Here is a 21,806-nt window from a genome sequence, read left to right as displayed (position 1 = left end):
CTCCAGTGCCATCGTCTGGGCCTCGGTTGTCCACATTTCGTTGATCCCGCGTTCCGTAGGACGCGGCGGGCGGCAGTCTTTTCCTTAGGGATTTTGCTGAGGAAAGGGACGGACACCATGGAAGAATCACGCGATGGGCAGCAGTCTACGGTTGCCAAACTTGAGAACCAGCTGCCTGAGAGGTCCACGTTATTGACCATGCCCGGCCTGGGTGAATGCCTGGCCTGCTACGTACAGAGGATGCTGAACTTTGGCTGCCTCGGCCTGCGCTGGGTGACGCTGTATCGGGATCAAACGGCTCCGAGGTCCACGGCGCTGGTTCGAAACCTTGGCCGCATGGGAGCATTCTGCGACTGTGAGATTTTTCTCAATGCGTATGAGCCGAACCCGGAGCATTTTGAGCCCGATCAGTACGGGGAGATCGTTGATCAGCCCAGCCAGCCCTGCCGGGGAGTCCGGCAGGGGTCGGTCCAGCCGTGCCAACTGTGGTTGCGAATACGAAGGTAATGCGAAGTCACGGTTACCGGGCGAGGGTGCGCCAGCGGACGAGAGCTAAATGATTGCGCAGTTTACGGGCTTTCGGAGGATCGCTGCCCAACAGCCACGGCCGGACGCTCTGGATGGTTATAGCGGACCCGAAGGTCCGGGACCTCTAAAAGTTCGTCCTGATGCTCCAGCACGGCAGGCACCGTGAACTGCAGGGATGCTGGTGTTCTGCGCTTGAGTACCGGCTCATCCATGCTCAATTGCACGGTGAGGTCGAAGTCCAGCCTGCGTCCCAGCAGCATCGGCCCGGAAACCAGCAAAACCAGCCCGGGCCGTGCCTTTTCCCGCGCTCCACGGACTGCCCGATCTGTTCGCGCATCGTACAAGCGCGGCCATCGTACAAGCGTGGCAGCCACGAGGAAGGAGTCAGCGCATCGGGAATCAACGGGGCCAGCACCTCCCGACCGAGTGCGACGTAGTCGAACCAGCGCCACGCGTAGCTGTCCGGATCCTCACGGCCAGTCTCGAACCGCCGGGAGGCAGGCAGCTGGAAGTCTTCTAGATCCACCACGGCCTAAGGCCGTCCGTTCTCTTGTAACCACAGCGCGGTCCGATTCGCCAACGCCCTCGGATCACCGGCCGGCGGTCCGTCGATGGCCACCGTCAGCCGTCCTGAACGTTCGAGGCAGCGTTCACCGATCAACCGGACCAGTGCCTGCGGAAACTATGGCTTGTATCGGCGCATTTTCGATTATGCGTTCAATCCCGGGCTCGCACATGCCGCACCTACAAAGCGGTGGGCCTACACCGCATTGGCAGCGTCGAGCTAACGGCTTTCAATCAGCGCTGCCCGGCCCATGTAAGGAAATGGAACAAATTCCGGTGTGGAGAGTCGGCGGGATGTCAGAGCAGAGCAACGTGTTTATCTGCCGGAAGGTCACCATGAGGGTGGCGACCTAGATTGTAACCCGACCCACGCCGTCGTCTCGTCCGACCGCCCTGCCGCTGCCACGGCCACTGCCTGATCAGCGTAAGGCCGCGGCTCAGTCCACCGAACCGACTGCACGGACAGCGCGCTCGAGTGACCCCCGCAGGCCCCACTTCTCCGAGAGCAATTCGAGCTCCTGACGGCGGACGTCATCCACTGTGTGGATGCGTGCATCTACCGCACCGAGGTCCAGATCCCGGGCGACTGCGACGACCCGCGGCGCCACCTGCAGATACGCTGAGGACGCGATGATTTTCGATCGCACCGAGGCTGACAGCGGGGTTGTCGGATCCTGGGCGGCTTCGGTGATCCTTCCGAGAGTGCCGAACTCCGCCAGCAGCGCGGCAGCTGTCTTCTCCCCTACGCCTGGAACGCCGGGAAGTCCGTCGGACGGGTCCCCGCGCAGGACCGCGAAGTCCGCATACTGGCCCGGGACAACTCCATACTTCGACACGACGACGGCATCGGTAATAAGCTCGAGCTTGCTCATCCCGCGGGCGGTATAAATGATCCGGACGCCGGACGTGTCGTCTACCAGCTGGAACAAGTCGCGGTCGCCGGTGACAATGTCGACCGGAAGCCGGGCCCGCGTCGCCAAGGTGCCGATGACGTCGTCGGCCTCGTAGTCCTGCGCTCCAATGATCGGTATGCCGAGGGCTCCGAGAACCTCTCGGATGATCGGGATTTGTGGGACAAGGAGTTCCGGAGTCTGCTCCACGTCATTGGCACCGGAAGTCATTGTGGCAACGCGGTGCGCCTTGTACCCGGGTACAAGCGCCACCCGCCAGTGCGGGCGCCAATTATCATCCCAACAGGCAACCAGTTCGGTCGGCTCGAAATCCGTCAGCAGCCGCGCAACCATATCGAGCAGCCCTCGAATGGCGTTGACCGGCGACCCGTCCGGGGCCCGAATGGTGTCCGGCAGCCCATGGAAGGCACGGTAATACAGCGAAGCGGTGTCGAGAAGCATCAATCGTCCGGTCACACCACCGATCATGGCACACTGCTGCGGGTGAAAGGCCCTCAATCGCGCCACGTAAACCGCATCCAGCGTCACCGCCCCTTCAAATCTGGCAGCGACTGTGTCAGGCTAAGTACGCTTACGTTTCTGATACTTCGAAAGGCTAATCCAATGATTGAAATGCTTCACGATGCCGGCATCAAGAGCGACTATGCCTACGTGGGTGGATTCGCCTCTATCGCGCTGTCCCTGACGTCGTGGCTGGTGAGCCGGGCCAAGCCATCTCACTCCAAGGCGCAGTCCGACAGATGGGGGATCTTCGTGGGGCACTGGGCACCGACGTTTTTCGCCCTCGGGATTGCCCTGCGACTGGAGGAGAAGAAATAGGCGCCGGCTAGCGGTGTCGCGGCGCGGGGCTTCCTGTCTATAGTTCCCGCGTCGATTTCGGTGCCGCAAAACTTCAGGCCTCTACACGCCCACTGGCTGTTCAGAGTGCCTGAAGTTTTGCGGCACGCCGGGCAACTGTCCCAGTGCACGGTTCCCGAACAGGTTGTCAGGCATCATCACATGGACAGGAAGGGACGCGTCCGGGTCTACTTAGTGCATGTCCAGCAACAAGTTCGACGGCGTCCGCGCCGGCACCGCGATGGCGGTAGCCGCCATGTGCTGCGTGCAGTTGGGTCTCGCCGCGTCGATTAGTTTGGCAGATCAACTCGGGCCCGAGGGCGTGGCCTGGCTGCGTCTGGTGTGGGCCGCCGTCATAATCCTCGCAGTGTCCCGTCCTTGGCGGACGTCGTTCAGCCCCGCCACGCTGCGCACCTGCGTACTGCTCGGAATTGCGACGGCCGGAATGACCATGCTGTTCATGGCCGCCGTGGTCCGGCTGCCGCTTGGGACCACCAGTGCGTTGGAGTTTCTTGGACCCCTCGGCGTTGCGGTCACGCGGGGACGCGGGACGGCACGCTGGTGGGCACTTGTCGCCGCGACAGGCGTGCCGGCCCTTACCGAACCGTGGCAGGGAGGTACCGATTCGTTAGGCGTTCTCTTCGCGCTCGGCGCCGCCACCTGTTGGGCCGCCTATATTGTGCTGACGCAGAGGGCCGGTGACGCGGTGGCCGGCCTGCAGGCACTGGGTATTTCCATGCCGGTTGCCGCGGTTGTCTCGACAATCACCGCGGGCCCCTCCGTCTTCAGCCACCTCAGCTGGCAGCTGCTGCTCGTCGGTGCCGGACTGGCCCTCCTGCTCCCCGTGATCCCGTTCAGCCTGGAACTGCTCGCCCTTCGCCGGCTGCCGGCATCCGCCTTCGGAATCCTGATGAGTCTGGAGCCGGCCATCGCCCTCACCATCGGGCTGAGCGTCCTAGGACAGATCCCGCGCGTCAGCGCCCTCGTCGGGATCCTACTGGTCATCGTCGCGGGAATCGGCGTCACCGTGCAGGCCGACGGACCGAGGGGGCATCCGGCCCGCGGCAATGCAAAAGGCTCCAAGCCGGCGGCCGGAGAATCCCTGGCCATCGTCCCAGGCCCGGGCGCGTAGCGTCATTGCCTTTTGGTGCGCGCCATCATGGGCCGGTCACCCCCGGCCCTTGGTCCGTGCCGTCGGCCGGGCCGTCCACGGGTCTTCCGGCCAGGGATGCTTCGGGTATCGACTCCGCATCTGCGCCCGGACCTGTGCATAGGGGCCCGACCAAAAGGAAGCTAAATCGTCGGTGACGGCCAGCTGCCGACCTGCCGGAGAGAGCAGGTGGAACAGCAACGGCACCCGTCCATCCACCAGCCGGGGCGTCTGCGCCCAGCCGAAGCATTCCTGCAGCTTGACCGCCACCACCGGCCGGCCGCCGTCGTCCGCCACGTCCGGATAGTCGATCCGCACCCGCGAACCGCTGGGCACCGCGAGCCGTTCCGGCGTCAGCTCATCAAGCCGGGCGGCGTCCGGCCACGGCAGCAGCCGCCGCAACGGTGCGGCCAAGCTTATAGTGCTCGTGGCAGCCCCGCCGGCCAAGGCCTCAAGCTCCGGCGCCAGCCACCGGTCCAGGTGGGCCAGCAAAGCCGGCCCGGAAACATCCGGCCAGGGCGCCCCCAATTCCCGGTGCAGCAATGCCAGACGGCGGCGCAAAACCTCCGCTGCCGGCGACCAGCCGATCATCTCGAGCCCTTCCTTCTCCAGTGCGCCGGCCACTGCCACGCGGCCCTCCGCCGCCGACGGGCGAACCGGCGTGGACGAGACCAGTATCGCCCCCAGCCGGCGTTCGCGCCGCGCGGTGACCTTGCCGTGGCCAAACTGTGCCTGCGCCGTATCACTGAGCAAATGCCGGGCGGCGGACTGCGCCGCATCGGCGCTCAGCGGCGCCGCGGATCGGATGAGCGCGCCGGTGCCGGCCGCGTCACGCCCCTGCGAACGCGACACCTCGGCAACGGCCAGCCATTCGTGCCCGGACAGCGGGCTGCCGGCCGGCAGACCCGCCTGCGTCCCGGAGGACAAAAGATAGCGCTGCGGTCCAGCGCCGGGGACGCGGCGCGCCACGCGGTCCGGGAACGCCAGGGCGACGACGAACCCCACGGCTTCCGCGCCAGTCACCGTGGCGCCAAGCACCGGCGCAGCGGTCCCCGGGGTGACGGGTGCGGCGGCTGCGAACCGGGGCCGCTCCCGGCGGACGATCGCCTCCATGCGGCGGACATCCTCTGCCCAACGACCGGCCGCTGGTTCCCTGCCCGACCGCAGTGCGCTCAGCTGCCGCGTGAGGTCGGCATCGGAAGCGCGCTGGTCCCCGGACACCAGAGCGACCACCTCCGCTGCGGTGCGTCGTCCGACGACGGCGGCACCAGCCAGCAGCGCCCGGGCGAGCCTTGGATCGGCAGGGATAGTGGCCAACGTCCTACCCAGATCCGAGGCCAGGCCGCCCGCTTCCACCGCGCCAAGTTCACGCAGTACCTCAACGGCCTGGTCCATGGCCCCCTGGGGTGCGGTATCCGGCAGCGCCAGGCCCCGGCCACCGGGGGCGCCCCAGCATGCCAGGACGAGCGCGGCACCGGTCAGGTCTGCCACCGCAATCTGAGGGGTTTGGTGCGCCGGCGCCGCCGCAAATGTCTGCTGCCCGTAGCAGCGAATCACCCTCCCTGGTCCCTGCCGGGCGGCTCGTCCGGCACGCTGTTCCGCGGACGCTTGGGAGCAGGAGACAGTCACCAGGCCGGACATGCCGCGGGTGGAGTCGCGCCGGAGTTCACGGGAGAGCCCCGCATCGATAATCAGTCGGACGCCCGGAACCGTCAGCGACGATTCGGCGAGCGCGGTGGAGACGATGATCCTTGCGGGACCGCCGGGCTCCCGCCCGGAGACAGCGCGGTCCTGCGCCGCAGGGGCTATCCGGCCGTGCAGTTCCAGTACCTCAATGCCGGCACCGGGCCGGCTACGAAGGCGGTCCCTGATTCGGGCAGCGACATAGGACACCTCCCACGCACCCGGGAGGAACACCAAAGCGTCGGTCTCGGCGTTCATGGTCAGTGCTTCGGTGTGCTCCGCCGAGGCCGTATCCGCCACATGCTCCAGGAAGAGACGCGTTACTCCGCGTTCATCCAGCCGGGCGCCAGCAGGGGGCGCCCAGCGCACCGCCAAGGGGTAGAGCGCTGACGGACAGCCGACCACCGGCGCCGGCGCGCCGCCGTCGTCCGCTGCGAGCAGGGCGGCAAAGCGCGGCGTATCCAAGGTGGCCGACATGGCTACGAGTGTGAGGTCCTCCCGGAGTTGGCGTACCTCGGCCAGCATGCCGACCAGCAGGTCCGTCTCCAGGCCCCGCTCATGAACCTCGTCAAGGATCACCGCGCAGGTGGATTCCAGCCCGGGATCCGCGAGCAGGCGACCCAAGAGTATTCCCGGAGTGACGAACTCGATCAGGGTGGCCGGCCCCACCTGGCGTTCCCCACGCACGGTGTACCCCACACGGTCCCCCACCGCACTGCCGTCGAGGGCCGCGAGGCGTCGGGCCGCGGAACGGGCGGCGACCCGGCGGGGCTGGGTCACTACGACCCGCGGCCGAGGTCTGCTGTTTCGCGCGGCGTTGTCCCGCGGGGTATCTTCCCGTGCGGCGGCGATGTTGGCCAGCAGCGGCGGAACCAGCGTGGTCTTACCCGTGCCGGGAGGTGCCTGCACCACTGCTATCCGGCCCGCGGCCAATGCCCCGGCCAGCTCCCCCAACGCCGCCGCGAACACCAGCCCTGAACCGATGGTGTCCATAGCAAAGGGCACACGGGAATTGGCTGCGGAACGCGGAGCCAGCGGGGAAGTCACGCCTCCATTGTGCCCGCAATTTCCGGGCCGTTCGCGAAGCTTAGTGGCTCGCGGTTTACCGGGCCCCCGCTGCGGGACGCTGTCCACCCAGTGCTTCATCGAGAACTATGCCGAAGTTTTCCGGGTCGTGCGCGAACCTGCCGAGGAACAATCCGTCTAAAGACTCAAGTTCAGGCAAGAGCCCTGGTCCGGCGCTGCCGCCATAAATGATGCCGGGAATTTCCTCGCTCCGCTCAGCCAGCATCCGCCGCAGCGTGTCTGCCACACAGTTGACATACTCCGCCGGAGCCGGAGCGGGCGCCCCGATAGCCCACACCGGTTCATAGGCCAGCAGGAGACGGCCGAGGTGCTTTTCCTGCCGACCGCCTGAGCCAATGGCCGACATTACCTGCGCCAGGCAATGACCGGCAGCATCTTCAGGAGCCATCCGGACGTCTTCACCCACGCACAACAAAGGTTCCAGTCCAGCCGCCAAGGCCGCTTTTGTTTTTAAGGCGACGACGGCGTCACTTTCGCCAAAGAGCGAGCGGCGTTCGGCGTGGCCGATCTCAACGACGCTCACGCCCAGCTCGGATAACATGGCTGCGGAAACTTCCCCCGTCAATGCGCCTTCCCCCCAGCTGCAGTTCTGCGCCCCGAGCAGGACTGGCCCGTCAACAAATATTCTGCGGGCGCTTTCCAGCACGGGATAGGAAGGAATCACAACGACCCGAACAGGTCCGCCGGGATAGATTCCCGGACGGTCGGCAACAACTCCTTGGATCTGCTCGAGCCACCGAAGGCTCGCGCCATAGCCCAGATACATCTTCGTACTAACGCCGATGCAGGTGGCCGGCAACGCGTTTTCGATGGTCTGGTGGATTGTCATCAGGTTTCCTAAGGTTGCCGCGTCACCATAGTTGCTCCTAATGCATATAGAGTCCGCCGTCGACGTTAAGCGTCTGCCCGGTAATGTAGCCGGTGTCTTCGCTGATCAGGAAGGCAATGGCGGCGGCGATGTCACGGGTGGTTCCCACCCGGTTCACCACCAGATCCTTGACCATCTCGTCCTTGCGTTCGTCAGTCAAGGTGCCGCCCATGATGTCCGTGTCAATGGGACCGGGCGAGATGGCGTTCACGGTGACGTCGAACGGGCCAAGCTCGCGGGCCACGGAGCGCGTCAGCCCGATCACGCCGGCCTTGGCCACCGAGTAGGGAGTTTTGCTGAAGGTGCCCCCGCCGCGCTGGGCCGAAACGGAAGAAATGTTCACAATCCGCCCGATGCCGTTCTTGACCATACTTTCGGCCACGCGCCGTGTGGCGTAGTGGACACCGTTGAGGTTAATGTTCAGCACGCGGTCCCATTCGGCGGCGTCCAGGTCTAGGTACGGCACCGGCGAGCTGACGCCGGCCACGTTGGCCAGAGCAACGATCTGCGGCAGGGCTGCTTCCAACTGGTCGATGGCGGCACGCACGGACGACTCGTCCCCTACGTTGGCCCCGACGCCGGCGGCCTTGATCGGGTACTTCTCACTCAGTTCGCGGGCCAATTCCTTGCAGGCGGTGTCATCGAGATCGATGACGCCGATGTTCCAACCCTGCTCGGCCAAATAATTGACAGTGGCCCGTCCTATGCCGCGGGGGGAAACGGCTCCGGTAACAATGACGGTGCGTTCGGCGGGAAATTCGCTCATGGTAATTCCTTCTTGGTGTGTTCGGGTAATGCCGGATGATTACGCGCCTGTGCACAGCGGGGGCTGGAGCGCATCACGTGATGGGGGCCGGGCCGAGGTCTTCGATGAGTTTCTGCATCAGGACATAGGCTTTGTTACGGTATGCAATAAGCGCGGGGATCCGCTCAGCGGGGACGTCGAGGAAGCCGGATCCGGTTTTGATGCCGAGCTTTCCTGCGGACACCAGATCGCTGAGGATCGTCGGGGTGGCGAAGCGCTCCGGGAATCCGGTCTGCAGCGACTTGTAGCAGAAATCGTAGACGTCCAATCCGGCCATATCAGCGATGGCAAACGGGCCAAAGAACGGCAGCCGGAACCCAAAGGTGGTGCGCACCAGGGTATCGATGTCCTCTGCAGTGGCGGTGCCGTCCTCGACCAGCTGCGTAGCTTCGTGGAACAGGGCATACTGCAATCGGTTCAAGACGAATCCCGTGACGTCCTTGACCACGGCGGTGGACTTGCCGGATTCGTGCACCAGTGCGCGGGCGGCGCTCACCGTCGCCGGGTCCGTACCTTCGTGCGGGATGATCTCCACCCCCGGGATAAAGGGCGACGGGTTGGAAAAATGCACGCCCAGAAAGCGGCCGGAGTTCGTGACGGAAGCGGCCATGTCCCCGATGGAAATGGTGGACGTGTTGGAGCCGATGATGGCATCCGGGCGGGCGGCGGCGCTGATTTTGGCCAGCGTGTCCCGCTTGACGTCCAGAACCTCCGGAACAGCCTCTTCGATAAATTCCGCATTCGCCACGGCTTCTGCCAGGCTCGCCGCGGCCCACAGGTTCTTTTCCAGCGTTTGGGTGGCACCGGCCGGGAACAGGCCGTCCCGGACAAAATCCCGCGATTCGGCAATGAGCCGGCGGTAGTTTTTCTCCGCCACCTCGGCGCTGACGTCCGCTAAGGCCACCCGGGCACCGGCAAGGGCCAGCACCTGGGCAATGCCGCCGCCCATGTAGCCGGATCCGATGACTGCAATGTTCCTGCTCATCTCGACTCCTTTCCCGATGCTGCCGGCGACTTCCCAGCAGCCAGATCCGGCTCGTAGGAGCTGATCGCGTCCACCTTTGCTGCGGAGGACGATGCGGGATCGAATCGATATCCCAGCCACTCGGAGACGAGACGCTTGGCCAGTTCGAGTCCGATCACACGCTGGCCCATGGTCAGCACCTGAGCGTTATTGCTGAGCACCGAGCGTTCCACGGAGTAGCTGTCGTGAGCGGTGACTGCTCGAATTCCCGGAACCTTATTGGCCGAGATGGCCACCCCCAGTCCGGTACCGCAGATCAGCAGCGCGCGATCGGCCTCGCCGGAGGCGATCTTGCGTGCCGCTTCTACGGCAAGGTGGGGATACGCCGTTTCGTCGTTTGCGCCCACGCCGACGTCCTCGACGGAAGCGACCCGATCATCGGCGGCCAGCAGTTCCCTCAGTGCCGTTTTGTATTCGACACCCGCCGAATCGTTTCCGATGACAATACGCCATCCTGTTTTCTGCTCGTCACTCATCCGATGCTCCTCTTTTATTCAGCAATGGTTCCAGAGCGTTGGCGATGCCCTCGGCGATGAGGCCGAAGGAGATCGCACCAGGATCCGGGTGTCCGATGCTTTTCTCAGCCAGCGGCCGGGCCCGTCCCTTTTTTGGGCTCAGCGCGGCGGTGCCGTCGGCCGCTCGTTTCGCAGCCTCGGCAGCAGTTGTGAGGGCCTCGGACAGCGTTGCTCCGCCGCTTCGCTCTTGGGTGAAGGTGTCCGCGTACGGCAGGAGCGCATCCACCATGGTCTTGTCGCCCGGGTCGGCTTTCCCCAACTCGATAACAGCCTCAACGAACGCGTTAACGCAATCCGACGCGTCTAGGTCGCTATAGGTGTCCCTGTTGCCCAGTGAGTTCCCTGCGGCAGTCAACGCAGCTCCCCAGAGAGCACCGGAAGTGCCCCCGGCCTTTTCGCTCCAGGCCTCCCCCGCCGTGAGCAGTACATTCCGCACCCCGGTACCTCGGGCTTCCCCGGCTGCCGCCGACGCCGCGTCGGCACCCCGCAGCATCCCGATCCCATGGTCTCCATCGCCGGCGATGGCATCCAGTTTTCCCAGGAACGTTTCGTGTTTGGCGATGACCGCGGCGACCGCGTCCAGGGCCGACGTGGCGTATTCTCCGAGGCGGATGGCCGCCTCGGTTCCCCGTTCTACTTCCTCAGTGGCCTCGATAAGCACCGTGGTGTCCCGGGGCGCACGTGGAGTCAGATTCCCCTTCCGGTAGGCGGGGGTATCGGCGGGAGCGGACCAATGCCTTGCCAGTTCGTCGTCGAGCCAGAGCAGCGTCAGGGAGAGCCCCGACATGTCCAGGCTCGTCACCAGCTCGCCGCATTCAGGCTCCACGATCTGAAGACCGGCGGCCACAAGCAACGTCTCAATCTTGCCGAACAGCAGAAAAAGCTCCTCGTATTTGACCGTGCCCAGACCGTTCAGGATCGGCACCACGCGCAAGCCGGCGTCGTCGGGCTGGTCCTGCAATAGCCGCCCCACCAACAGCTCGGCCAGCTCAGACGCCGTCGGCATCTCATGGTCAGAAATCCCCGGTTCGCCGTGGATTCCCAGGCCCAGCGACATCCGCCCCTTGGGTACGTGGAAGAGCGGTTCGTCGGCGCCCGGAAGCGTGCATCCGTCGAAGGCAACACCGAGGGAACGTGTACGGTAGTTGGTTTTGATTGCCAGCCGTTCGACGTCGTCCAGGCTCAGCCCCGCTTCGGCAGCGGCGCCGGCGACCTTGAAGACGGTCAGGTCCCCCGCAATGCCTCGACGATTCTGAAGTTGGTCGATGGGTGCGCTGGCGATATCGTCGGTGACGAGGACGGTCCGGGTTTCGATGCCTTCACTGTTGAGCCTTTGTTGTGCCTGACCAAAGTGCAGCACGTCACCGGCGTAGTTTCCATACGACAGGAGTACTCCCCCGCCCATATCCGCTGCCTTAACGACCCGGTAAATCTGGCCGGCCGCAGGTGAGGCAAACAGGTTCCCACATGCTGACCCCGCGGCCAGACCCGGGCCCACCAAGCCTGCAAATGCCGGGTAGTGACCCGATCCGCCGCCGATGACGAGCGCTACCTGTCCCGAGGACATTTCGGTGGACCGGACGACGCCGCCGTCGACCCTTGCGACGTACTGCCGGTTGGCGGCGACGAAGCCGTCCAAGGCTTCTTCCGCGAAGGTGGCGGGATTGTCAAATATTGAAGTCATTAATTCCTCATTGAATCCAGTCGGGTGAATGGAGGGCTTAGTTGGATCCCGGCAGCGTCGCTCCGGACGCCGCCGGCCGCCGCTGGTCTACGAGACTGGTCCCCAGGACGTAATCAGCGGTCTTCGGCAGAACCTTGGACCGCAGATAGTCCTGATTGCTGGCCGATACGCTCAGTCCGTCTCCGCCGTAGTGCTCGGTGCAGATGATGCCTTGGAAACCAACGGAAATGGCCGTCCTGAAAGCCTCCCGGTAGTTGATCAATCCGCTCTCCATGGGTGCTGGTACCGCAACGTAGTAGCCGCGCGCCACGTCCTCGTCCCGCGCGTAGTTCTTGACGTGCCAATAGTTGGCGTACGGGAGGGTCTTGGCAACCACGTACTGCCAGGCCTCAATGGGGCGGTGCAGACGGATCAGGTTGCCAATGTCCGGATTAAGCCCGACATTGCTGAGGTCTATGTCCTGAACCAGATTCACTGCCGAATCGGCGCTGCCAAGGTAAGTGTCCTCATACAGTTCCAGGGACATCAGCACACCCACCTCAGCTGCATGCCTGCCCAACTCCTTGAGCCGCGAAACCGCTGCGGTCCAAACTTCCTTGTCGCCGATGGGGTCCTTGTGCCCTTCGACTGTCCAAAACCATAACTGCTTGCGTTGCTCGGCCGTCAGCGCCTGATGAAGTCCGAAGGAGACAACCCCGCAACCCAACCGGGCGGCCGCGTCGAGGGTGCGGTGGCTGTAGGCGAGATTGTCTTCCCAGTTTTTGGCATCGATAACGCTGCGCCGGATAGCCGAGATAACGGGAATGCCGGTGCCCGCGTTATCCGCGGCCAGCTTAAGCTCAGCCAGGCGGTCCGCGGACAAATCCCCGGGCCGGACCCAACTGTCCGTCAAATCCGTATTGGCGAAGCCGGCGTCTGCAACCTCTGCAAAGGCGGCCTGCCAGACCTCCGGGTCCGCGTCGTTGACATTGCGCCCCTGCGGATCGGTGCCGGGAAACTGCAGAAGCGCGGCGGAAATGGGCCAGTTTTCGGCTGTATACGGGGTGAGCTCGGTCGACATCAGTTCTCCCTAAGTAGAATCCTCTTTCCTATAGGATTCACCACCGCGGCGGAGGTGTCAAGAGTCACATATTGTCAGACGCCGACGGTGAGCACCGGAAGGTCGCCGAGGGTCCGCCCCGCGAAGTCTAAGCGTGTTCCGCGACGTCCTTGGCCGCCCGCTGCTTGACGCCGGAGATATGGGCAACCATGGCGCGCTGGGCCCGCTTAGGGTCTCCAGCCATAAACGCGTCGAAGATTGCCGTATGCTCTTCGATTGCACAGTCGGCGTCGGTCACGCCCAGCCCGCTGAAGAACCGAAACCGCTGGATTTGGCCGCCCAGCGAATTGTAGGCGGACAGGATGAACTGGTTGCCGTTGTTTTCAGCGATCAACCGATGAAATCGTTCATCCGCTTCCCAATAGTCGCGGAATTCCGCGAAGGAGACGCCCCGTGGTGCCGTACGCAAATCCGTAATGGCCTGCCCCAACGCCTGGTTCAGGGCCGGGGTTCTGCGTTCGCAGGCCCGGGAGGCAAGAACGGGTTCAATGACAAGTCGGGCATCCATCAGCTGCGCCAGGTCCTCCCCGCTGAACAGCGGAGCAACGCTGTACCCCTTCAAAGCCACCCGACGCACCATTCCAGTGGCCTCAAGCCGGGCCAAGGCCTCCCGGACAGGAGTCGGAGAGACATCCAGATCCCTCGCCAAGCCGTCGATGCTGATTCCCGCCCCGGCCACCAGCCGCCCGTCCATAAGGGAGGCCAGGACTTCTTGATAAACATGGTCTGCGAGTACTTGGCGGTTCACAGTGCTCGGTCTATCAATTCGCACAGTCATGAATATATCCTATAGGTCAGTCCGTCCGGTTGCCGCCCGACGCTCGGGGGCAAGGTCTCTGCCCGCGGCCTGTTCTCAGCGCGCAGATTTCGACGGCGCGACCACCCTAATCACCGCGGAATCATCTGCGGCACCAAGTCCCTGCCCCTGGCCCAGGAGATAGAGCTGCTCCGCGGCAGCCGCAACCGGAGTCGGCAGGCCGGCGGCCCGCGCCGCCTTGCCGACGATTCCCATGTCTTTGACAAAAATATCCAGCCGGCTGAGCACCTCAGTGCCCTCTTCCGCATAAGCCTCGAGCATGCGGGGGCCGCGGTTGGAGAGCATGAACGAACCGGCGGCGCCCGCTTCAAGCGCTGCCAGAGTTCGTGCACCGTCCAATCCAAGCGCCGTTGCGAGCGCAAGGGCTTCCGCCGCAGCGGCAATGTGCACTCCGCAGAGCAGCTGATTGACTGTCTTCAGTGCCTGCCCGTCGCCGGGTCGGTCCCCCACGACGGTCAATGTCGAGGCGAGCAGCCGCAGCACTGGACGCGCTTGCTCCAGTGCCGCCGGCTCGGCCCCCACTACAATCAGCAGATCTCCCGTCCCGGCCCGGACAGGTCCGCCGGACAACGGCGCATCCACCAAAGAGATGCCATGCTCAGCCAGGCGCGCTACCGCTGCCGGAATGGCATCCATCCCCACGGTGCTCGTGAGGATTACGACAGAGCTGGGAACCAGCACCTCTGCGATTCCGTCCGCACTGAAGAGTACGTCGTTGAGCTCGTCGGCATTTCGCACGGCCAGCAGTACGGCATCTGCGCCACTGGCCGCCGCCCGTGCGGATTCGAAGCGCGCTACCCCCGCCGCGGCCGCCAGAGCCAGCCGGACCGGGGAGATATCGAACCCATGGACGGTGAGTTCGCTGGACAGCCGGACAGCCATGGGTAGGCCCATGGCCCCAAGTCCCAGGACGGCGACCGTGTAACCGGAGGGGGTGTTGTTTATTACGGGCATGCCATGGCTCCTGTCGGGACGGAATCAAATTTTACTGCTGAGTTTGCGGACCACGTCCAGCAGCGATGAATCGTCACCGACGTTGCCGGCGAATATCACATACGGAATGCCTTTGGCCGGACCGTCCACCGGTTCCCAAAGCGAGACGATGCCGTCAAGCATCGGACCCCGCACTATCGCGTGCCTGATTTCCAGCCCGTGCGCAGCAACGTCGGAGGATGTAATGCCGCCCTTGGCTATCACGAACCGCGGCGGCCGGATTTTTAGGGTCCGGTTGACAACCTCGACGACAGCGGCAGAGACCGTCCGCGCGATCTGCAGGCTTTGGGCTGAATCCTCGGCAATGACCACCACGCGGCTGGTGTGGACGACGACGTCGGCTTCCGCCAGCGCCTGGGTCACTGTTGCAACGATGTCAGAAATGTGTGCGGCGGCCCGTTCTGCATCGAGCAGTAATTCGACCTGGATTTCCACAATCCGGGCCAGCGCATGATGGTCCTGCAGCACCTTTAGCTGCCGTGTAGTAACACCCACATGGGAACCAACAATGATCAATCCGCCGCCGGGCGTAGGGGTGCTTCCCGCATAAGCTTCGTCATTGGTGAGCGGAAGGCGCTCTTCCCGACCGATCCGGGCGCGGACAAAAGGAGGTCCCACGCGGTACAGCAACTTCTTGCCGCGCGCTTCTGAAGCCGTCAGTCCCAAAGCAAGGGCGCGCAAATCATTTTCACTCACGCAGTCCACCACGATCGGGGTGGAATCCGCCGCTGTGGACAGCGCCTCCGCAATTCCTTCCGTACCGCCGCGAACGATGTTCAAGTCCAGGACGACAACGTCCTTGGCCCGGAACCGACCGTGCGATTTTTCCTCGACGTATCTGGCCAGCTCGGAGTGGTTGAATCCGAAGCTAGCGTCCCGGGCAAACTCCGTCTCGGCGACAGGAATCAAGCCGCCGGATCCGCCCCGCATGTAGTGCTGACCACCAATGGTGACCCGTCCGGCGTCGGGAAATGCCGGCACAATCACTACGCCGTCGATACGCTGTCCGGTTTCATGCAAAAGGGTCGCCGCTATCACGTCCGGTTCCAGCGGATAATGCCCGCGCAAGGTGGAATCGCTGCGGCTGACGAACGCGACTATTGTGCCGGTTTCTTGGGCTGCCGCGAGGGCGTTGGTGACCACTTCACGATTACGCGCCGCTGCCTTCTCCGGATCCAGACTGCGCGTATTCGTCAGTACGTAGACCGCGGCGGCCGCGCCGTCGTCGCCGTTGTCGGCGTTGTCGAGGCGGAAGTTGAACGCCCATCGAAAGTCCTCGATATCCCAGCTGGTCAGCACCGGGAGGTTGGAGACAGACTGGGTGCCGGTAGGGTCATCGTCCAACACAACCAGCACCCTCCCTGCGTCGCGCTGGGCCGCCGCCACCACAGCGGCCGGAACGGCAACCTCCGGGGGGTACTGCGCCAATAGGTCCGCTTCTTGTATCACGATTATCCCCTTCGTCCTGACGACCACCTATGCCACATCTGCCAAACATCTTATGTTGCGGTTCGGCTGCGGCGACTGCAAGTGGCCGGGCTCGCGCACCGCAAATTTTTTTGCACCTAGCTCTAGAAGTGGAAGGACCTAAGCGTTGGGGGATCTGGGACAGCGGGTCCAAATGGGGCTCGGCCGTCGCCCCGCCTGTACTTACGGTCCTGATGCCGGCGTTCGGCTGGCGAGCAATGTTCGCCACTTGGCGGCTCATTCCGGAGGGACCGGTCGGCTCTCCGGCCCCCAGCATGTTCGATGGGCTCGACGCCGTGCTCTCGTTTGGCCATATGACCTTCGATGCCGAGCTCGTGCGCCGGACTCCGCGCCTAACGCATGTGGCGAGGTCCGGTGCCGGTTACGACGGCACTGATCCCGTCGGGCTTGCCGCCGAAGGCGTCATCGTAACGACAAGGCCGCCGCCGCCCGTAACCCTCGTGCCCTCGCCGGATTGACACTCGTGCTCGCCGTGGCGCACCGGCTCATCGAAAATCATCGGGTGACCATATCCGGTCCATGGGTCACCGGACGCGGCAAGCTCCGAGGGATCGGTCTGGAGAGAAGGACTGTTGGCATTATTGGCTTCGGAGGTGGGGGGACTCAGCTTGCCCAGTATCTGCAGCTTTTAAGTGTCACTGTCATCACCAGTAAGCGCGTTGCCACCCGGGCCCAGCAGCACGGTATCAACGGTTATCCGCTGCTTGAACTCGCCCGCAGGTCCGACTTCGTCGTCGCCACCGCTGCGCTGACCGATCAGACGCGCGGCATGCTAGCCCCGGACTTCTTCGCCGCGATGCAGCGGGGCGCCTACTTAGTCAATATAGCCAGAGGCGCCTTGGTCGACCACGGCGAACTGTTCCCGGCATACATCCGCTTCTCCGGCGTTGCGACCTCCTATGCCCTCGGCGCCATACTTGGCGGTGCCTTCGCACCAACCATCGCCACTGCGCTGGTCCAGGCCATCGGGACCACCGTTTCGACTGACGACGGCGTCAGAATCGGGGACTAGCGGTTGCGGATCAGGGAAGGCACCATCCACGAACATCTACACCGGCAGCTGCGTGTCGATAAACATGGAGACGCTTACAGGGGTCTCAGTGCACGGTGACGAAGCGACTCCCTGCGGTGAAGGCCCAACTGCAGTGCGGGCCCACCGGACGCGCAGGTTCGACCGGTGACCTGCGCCCGGTTTGGGCGCGGCATCCCTCATCACCGTGCTCGACCGTCCCGGATCGTCAGAGTCAACCACCAGACGGAACAGGACGGTGGCGCCACCATCTTCGACCACCAACTGCCCGCCTCTGCCGGAGACTCGACACACGGGTAGCCCCTTATTTTTTTACCGCGCATCTTTACCGCGCACGATGCCGGCACCCGACTGTGGTGGGTGCCGCCATCGTGCGCGCCGCATTGTCCACGCTGCCAGCATGGCCACTCCCAGCTCAAGGGCGATGACGCCCAACATTGCGGCCGAGTGGGAAGCCGTACCCGTCATGCGCGTGACGATGGGAACCATAGTGCCGTGCTGGTGGCCGGCCATGGAGACCGGCACCAAAAGCAGGGCGGCGTGCACGGCGACCATGATCAAGGCCATGGCGAAGAGGAGGTGCACGGCCCTGACATGGGCGCTGCGCCAAACGGCCACTGCACAGGGAAAGCAGACGGCGGACATGAGCAGCATCAGCCCGCTTTCCCACGGCATAGACCGATGCTCCCAGCCCATCCACAGGTGCGCGATGACCGAGGCAAGCGCGGCGGCGGCGCACAGGCGCACGTGTAGCCTGCCTGGGACGCAGCCCCCGACTACGGGACGGGTGTCAGCAACGGCAGTGGTCGGCACCGTCGGGTCCGCTCTCATGGAGGACATGGGCGCTGGCAGGCACGTCAAGCACCGGGCTGCGGTCAAAGAACCCTTCCGGCCGCAGTTTGAAGCCGACGGAGTCAACGGGCATGATCGGCCAGTCCTCCACCCGCGGGAAATGTGTCAGACCGAACGTGTGCCAGAGAACAATGTCCTGGCCGTCAATGTCGCGGTCTGCGGCGATGTAGGCGGGCAGACCGGCCCCACCACTGTGCTGGTTGACGAAGTCGCCAGTCGGGTAGTGCTCACCCTCCGCGAACCGGGTCACCCAAAGATCCTTCGTCGCAAACGCCGCCCGCTTGGCCACCGAGGACTCCGGGTCCGCCAACAGCATGGGCTGGCCCTGGGGATGAAGCTTGTAGGCCACCGGGTCCCCGAGCCGGTTCAGCGACGTCGGGTTGGATATCACCCACGTCCGGCCGCTGCGCATCTCCGCCTCCCGGACGGCCTGGGACTCCGTGGCCAGCACCGTGCGCTTGCGGCTGAAGGCGTTGCCGCGCTCATTTCCCTCCCCCATGGGCACGCGCACCACGTCCTCCTCCTCCACCCGATTCGCCAGTCCATCTACGGCCATGTCCAGGCGGGCCCCGAACAGGTGCTGGTGGTACGGTGCGCCAAGCCCGGGCGCCAGCTCGGAAGCGTACGGGTATCCCTTCCCGGGGTAGGCGCTGGTGAAGACGATTCCGGTAGCCTTGGCCTCGAACTCGATGGTTCCGTCCAGGTAGAGGTACCAGTAGAAGCCGTAGTCATAGTTGCCGATGGTAGTGAAGAAGGAGATCACCAGCCGGCGGTTGCGACGGGTGTAGTCGATCCCGGTCCACAGGTCCGAGTGCTTGGACAGGATCGACCAGTCCTCTTCATGCATGCAGATCCCGTTGTGGATCTCGCGGGGGTTGCCGAAGGCGTCGCTGATCACCGGGCTCAGGTATGTGATCTCGCCCAGGCAGTCGCACCCGAGCTCCAGGGAATTTGCGTACTGGCCGACCAGGTATTCACCCGTGTCGAAGTAGTTTTGCCACGACCGGACCGGAGACGGGTCGCCATAGGGGACAACCATTTCAGCGATGGAGGCGCGATTGATGATGGAGCGTTTCCGGCCGCCTTCGGCAAACGAAAGGTTGTGCAGGATGACGCCTTCGCGGGCGTCGAAGCCGACGTCCAGGCCCCATTTCTCCCATTCGACGTGGTTGCCGCCGGTGATGGTGAAGCTGGGGCCTTCCGGCTGGGTGATGCTGATCGGTTTTTGTGTCTCCCGCATCGGGCCCGTCAGCTCGGGGTCGGTGTAGTTGCCGTGCTCCGCGGGAACAGGAACCACGCCGTAATCAAGGACTTGGTCGACCGACTTGCTGACGACGTCGACATAAGCGACGAGCCCATCGACGGGGTGAGCCCAGGGGCTGTCCTCCGGGAAGTCCTGGACAAAGGCGAGCCCGCGCAGGATGCGCCGGCCCTTTTCCTCCGGGTATTCAAAGACGCCTGCGGACAGCGGCGCCACGCGCACCTTGGCAACGTCCAGGTTCCGGGCCGCGAGCGCGTTGAGCCAATCGGGGTTGGTCGAGAGTATCGACTCCACCACCTCGAATTCCTCTTCCAGGACCGGAAGTTCCCCCATCACCGCGGTGTCAAGCTCGACGGCGGATTCGACGGCGCCCCGGGTCACCGAGACCACCACGTCCTTGGTTGCGCCGCCGGCAACGTCGTGCAGGAACGCACGGTACCGGCGGTCAACCGGAGCCGCGGCGGACTGTCCGCGCGGCGGATCTAACAGTCCCAGGTAGGCAAATCGCACCGTGTCTCCGAGCAGGCCGGCGGTGAGCAGAATGGCTCGAACTGCGGTGATTTCGGCAGCGGCGATCAGTGAATAGGCGGAGACTTCGACATCCGTGGCGGCAGTCATGGCTACCCTTCTGTAGTTCGGCGGTCAAAAACAGGCCGCGAAAAGTTTTATTCTATGAATGTAGAGAATACCCACACGTAAGATGCACCACAAGGGGTCAGCCCGCAATTGTTCGCCGCTTCGGCCTGTCAGGGAGAATTTGAGTGCCAAAAATTGTCAACCACGACCAGCGCCGCCTGGAGCTGGTGGATGCCACATGGCGCATCATTGCCCGGCATGGGATCGAGAGCGCAACCATGCGTGAGATCGCCACCGAGGCCGGCTTCGCCAACGGGGCCCTGAAGCCATATTTCCCGACCAAGGACGACCTCATCACGTTTGCGTTCGGGCACGTGCTGAACAGAACGAATGAGCGCATTGCTGACATGTCGGCGGGCCTGGTCGGGCTGGCTGCCCTGCGCGCGTTTTGCCAGGAGGTCCTGCCGCTGGACGAGGACCGCATCAACGAAGCCCGCATCGTCATCCCGTTCTGGCAAAAAGCCCTGACGGATCCTGCCAAGGCCAGACTGCATGAAACGTCAATGAACCAGTGGCGCTCCGCGCTGGAGGAACATCTACGCCTGGCACGGGATCGAGGCGAGGTCACCGTGGCGACAAACGACGACGACATCGTCAACCAACTGATGAGCATGCTACTGGGGGCCCAAATAGTCGCCGCCATGTCACCGGACGAACACCTGCCGGCCCAATTGAGCGCACAGCTGGACGCCTACCTCCTGCTGTTGGATCCATTGGCGGTCCAACAGACACCAGACCCTCAATCTTTATTCGCCGATCGTCGAAAATAAGTGACAAGTGGCACACAAGTCACTAGAGTATTGGAAAAGTGTTGTCCGCCACAGTTCCGTCAGATGCCGCCGCGGTGTTGGGCACCGGCGGCCGGCATGGTCCCGCCCCACAGGCACTCGCACGACTAGGGGATTTCCGAATGACCGCCGCTCTCGAAACCGCCGACATCCAGACGGCCGAAACCGTCCAAACCGCCGTCGCCCATTCCTTCTCCGAGTGGAATGACTTAATCTCCAAATCCTTCGTGCCGCTGCATGTCCGCTTCAGCGACCCCGACCATTTTCATGGCCGGCTGCGCTCCCGGCTCCTGGACGAGCTGTCCATCATCGAGGTCACGGCCTCTGGCCACAGCGTGCACCGCACCCCGTCGCTCATTACCCGCTCGGACCGCCTCTATTTCAAGCTCAACCTGCAGCTGGCCGGCACCGGTATCCTGGTCCAGGACAACCGCGAAGCCGTCCTCCACCCCGGCGACCTGGCTGTGTATGACACCCACCGCCCCTACACATTGGCTTACGAGTCCGACTTTCGCACGCTGGTGCTCATGTTCCCCCACGATGCCCTTGACCTGCCGGCCGGTTCAGTCAACCGACTGACGGCCACGCGGATGGCCGCCAACAAGGGGCTCGGGCGGATGATCAGCCCCTTCATGACTCAGCTGGCGGAAAATCTGGACATACTCTCCGGGCCCAGCGGGCAGCGGCTGGCGCACAACGCGGTGGACCTGCTGAGCACCATGTTCGCGGCTGAGCTGGACCAGGCAGTGGAAGGGCACGGGCGCCCGCACGACGAGCTTCTGGCGAGGATCCGCCGTTTCATCGAGGCAAATCTGGCCGATCCGGAGCTGTCCCCGGCCAGCATCGCCGCCGCGCATTTCATCTCCACTCGGCACCTGCACAATGTTTTCCAGGAGGCGGGACCCACTGTGGCCCTCTGGATCCGCACACGGCGGCTGGAGAATTGCCGGCGCGAGCTGCGCGACCCGATGCTGGCGCATCGCCCGGTCAGTGGCATTGCCGCAGGGTGGGGCTTCGTCGATGCGGCACATTTCAGCCGCATCTTCCGATCCGCCTTCGGCGAGCCCCCCAGCGCCTACCGACGGCCCGCTGGCCGTGCCGCAGCCTGAAGGTGTGGCCACCGCCTGAAGCGCGGCCGCCGCCGATAAATTGGCCTCTAAAATCCGCTTTGTTCCTTCCGAAGACAA

The 21,806-nt window shown here is 64.1% G+C and carries 20 protein-coding genes and 1 pseudogene; 7 read left to right on the top strand and 14 right to left on the bottom strand.

Annotation, left to right across the window (positions count from 1 at the left end; all coding sequences use genetic code 11):
• Positions 1–117: 117 nt before the first annotated feature.
• Positions 118–507 carry a DUF2695 domain-containing protein gene (locus OS914_RS18210; protein ID WP_420713919.1) on the top strand — a complete coding sequence of 130 codons (390 nt, stop codon included), beginning with the start codon at positions 118–120 and terminating at the stop codon, positions 505–507.
• Between the two features lie 62 nt (positions 508–569).
• Here OS914_RS18210 and OS914_RS09665 read toward each other — a convergent pair whose 3' ends face one another.
• Entirely contained in the window at positions 570–902 is a 333-nt protein-coding gene (locus tag OS914_RS09665) for a hypothetical protein (RefSeq protein ID WP_267545852.1), read from the bottom strand.
• Between the two features lie 627 nt (positions 903–1,529).
• A complete protein-coding gene (locus tag OS914_RS09660; RefSeq protein ID WP_267545964.1) occupies positions 1,530–2,459 on the bottom strand; it encodes a 5'-3' exonuclease in 930 nt (309 codons plus the stop codon).
• A gap of 147 nt (positions 2,460–2,606) precedes the next feature.
• Between OS914_RS09660 and OS914_RS09655 the strand changes: the two genes are divergently transcribed.
• On the top strand, positions 2,607–2,822 hold the full coding sequence (locus OS914_RS09655) for a hypothetical protein (protein ID WP_267545851.1): 216 nt from the start codon (positions 2,607–2,609) through the stop codon (positions 2,820–2,822).
• A 217-nt stretch (positions 2,823–3,039) separates the two neighbouring features.
• Positions 3,040–3,972 (top strand): EamA family transporter, encoded by a 933-nt coding sequence (locus OS914_RS09650; RefSeq protein WP_267545850.1) that lies wholly within the window; start codon positions 3,040–3,042, stop codon positions 3,970–3,972.
• A 36-nt stretch (positions 3,973–4,008) separates the two neighbouring features.
• Here the strand turns inward: OS914_RS09650 and hrpB are convergent, their stop codons facing one another.
• The 10 genes from hrpB to OS914_RS09600 form a co-directional block, all read right to left on the bottom strand.
• A complete protein-coding gene (gene hrpB, locus OS914_RS09645; protein WP_420713918.1) occupies positions 4,009–6,720 on the bottom strand; it encodes an ATP-dependent helicase HrpB in 2,712 nt (903 codons plus the stop codon).
• Positions 6,721–6,775: 55 nt separating this feature from the next.
• Positions 6,776–7,588, bottom strand: coding sequence for a triose-phosphate isomerase family protein (locus OS914_RS09640; RefSeq protein ID WP_267545849.1), 813 nt, complete (start codon positions 7,586–7,588; stop codon positions 6,776–6,778).
• A 37-nt stretch (positions 7,589–7,625) separates the two neighbouring features.
• On the bottom strand, positions 7,626–8,393 hold the full coding sequence (locus OS914_RS09635) for an SDR family NAD(P)-dependent oxidoreductase (protein WP_267545848.1): 768 nt from the start codon (positions 8,391–8,393) through the stop codon (positions 7,626–7,628).
• A 73-nt stretch (positions 8,394–8,466) separates the two neighbouring features.
• On the bottom strand, positions 8,467–9,417 hold the full coding sequence (locus tag OS914_RS09630; RefSeq protein ID WP_267545847.1) for a 3-hydroxyacyl-CoA dehydrogenase family protein: 951 nt from the start codon (positions 9,415–9,417) through the stop codon (positions 8,467–8,469).
• A complete protein-coding gene (locus tag OS914_RS09625; RefSeq protein ID WP_267545846.1) occupies positions 9,414–9,932 on the bottom strand; it encodes a ribose-5-phosphate isomerase in 519 nt (172 codons plus the stop codon). The genes OS914_RS09630 and OS914_RS09625 overlap by 4 nt, the downstream gene beginning before the upstream one ends.
• On the bottom strand, positions 9,925–11,655 hold the full coding sequence (locus OS914_RS09620; RefSeq protein WP_267545845.1) for a dihydroxyacetone kinase family protein: 1,731 nt from the start codon (positions 11,653–11,655) through the stop codon (positions 9,925–9,927). Before OS914_RS09620 ends, OS914_RS09625 begins: the two co-directional genes overlap by 8 nt.
• 37 nt (positions 11,656–11,692) lie before the next feature.
• Positions 11,693–12,715: a sugar phosphate isomerase/epimerase family protein gene (locus tag OS914_RS09615; RefSeq protein WP_267545844.1), complete on the bottom strand. Its 1,023-nt coding sequence runs from the start codon at positions 12,713–12,715 to the stop codon at positions 11,693–11,695.
• Positions 12,716–12,842: 127 nt separating this feature from the next.
• A complete protein-coding gene (locus OS914_RS09610; protein WP_267545843.1) occupies positions 12,843–13,532 on the bottom strand; it encodes a GntR family transcriptional regulator in 690 nt (229 codons plus the stop codon).
• A gap of 75 nt (positions 13,533–13,607) precedes the next feature.
• Positions 13,608–14,525 carry an NAD(P)-dependent oxidoreductase gene (locus OS914_RS09605; RefSeq protein WP_267545842.1) on the bottom strand — a complete coding sequence of 306 codons (918 nt, stop codon included), beginning with the start codon at positions 14,523–14,525 and terminating at the stop codon, positions 13,608–13,610.
• 24 nt (positions 14,526–14,549) lie between these two features.
• Positions 14,550–16,013: a four-carbon acid sugar kinase family protein gene (locus OS914_RS09600; RefSeq protein ID WP_267545841.1), complete on the bottom strand. Its 1,464-nt coding sequence runs from the start codon at positions 16,011–16,013 to the stop codon at positions 14,550–14,552.
• Positions 16,014–16,141: 128 nt separating this feature from the next.
• Between OS914_RS09600 and OS914_RS09595 the strand changes: the two genes are divergently transcribed.
• Both OS914_RS09595 and OS914_RS09590 read left to right on the top strand, forming a co-directional pair.
• Positions 16,142–16,510: a hypothetical protein gene (locus OS914_RS09595; protein ID WP_267545840.1), complete on the top strand. Its 369-nt coding sequence runs from the start codon at positions 16,142–16,144 to the stop codon at positions 16,508–16,510.
• Between the two features lie 5 nt (positions 16,511–16,515).
• Positions 16,516–16,857: pseudogene (locus OS914_RS09590) on the top strand (NAD(P)-dependent oxidoreductase); the annotation flags it as partial.
• 537 nt (positions 16,858–17,394) lie between these two features.
• On the opposite strand, the gene OS914_RS09585 reads toward OS914_RS09590, so the two are convergent.
• Both OS914_RS09585 and OS914_RS09580 read right to left on the bottom strand, forming a co-directional pair.
• Positions 17,395–17,757, bottom strand: a complete 363-nt coding sequence (locus OS914_RS09585; RefSeq protein WP_267545839.1) for a hypothetical protein — start codon at positions 17,755–17,757, stop codon at positions 17,395–17,397.
• A 115-nt stretch (positions 17,758–17,872) separates the two neighbouring features.
• The gene (locus OS914_RS09580; RefSeq protein WP_267545838.1) at positions 17,873–19,813 is read right to left on the bottom strand and encodes a primary-amine oxidase; all 1,941 of its coding nucleotides are present in this window, start codon (positions 19,811–19,813) and stop codon (positions 17,873–17,875) included.
• A 143-nt stretch (positions 19,814–19,956) separates the two neighbouring features.
• On the opposite strand from OS914_RS09580, the gene OS914_RS09575 reads away from it, so the two are divergent.
• The gene (locus OS914_RS09575) at positions 19,957–20,601 is read left to right on the top strand and encodes a TetR/AcrR family transcriptional regulator (protein WP_267545837.1); all 645 of its coding nucleotides are present in this window, start codon (positions 19,957–19,959) and stop codon (positions 20,599–20,601) included.
• 140 nt (positions 20,602–20,741) lie between these two features.
• Entirely contained in the window at positions 20,742–21,728 is a 987-nt protein-coding gene (locus OS914_RS09570; RefSeq protein ID WP_267545836.1) for an AraC-like ligand-binding domain-containing protein, read from the top strand.
• Positions 21,729–21,806: the final 78 nt, after the last annotated feature.

Origin of the sequence: Arthrobacter endolithicus (assembly GCF_026627425.1) — a bacterium.
Lineage (GTDB): Bacteria > Actinomycetota > Actinomycetes > Actinomycetales > Micrococcaceae > Arthrobacter_M.
The sequence above is the reverse complement of the archived record's forward strand: the minus strand, read 5'-3'. Positions and strand labels throughout refer to the sequence as shown.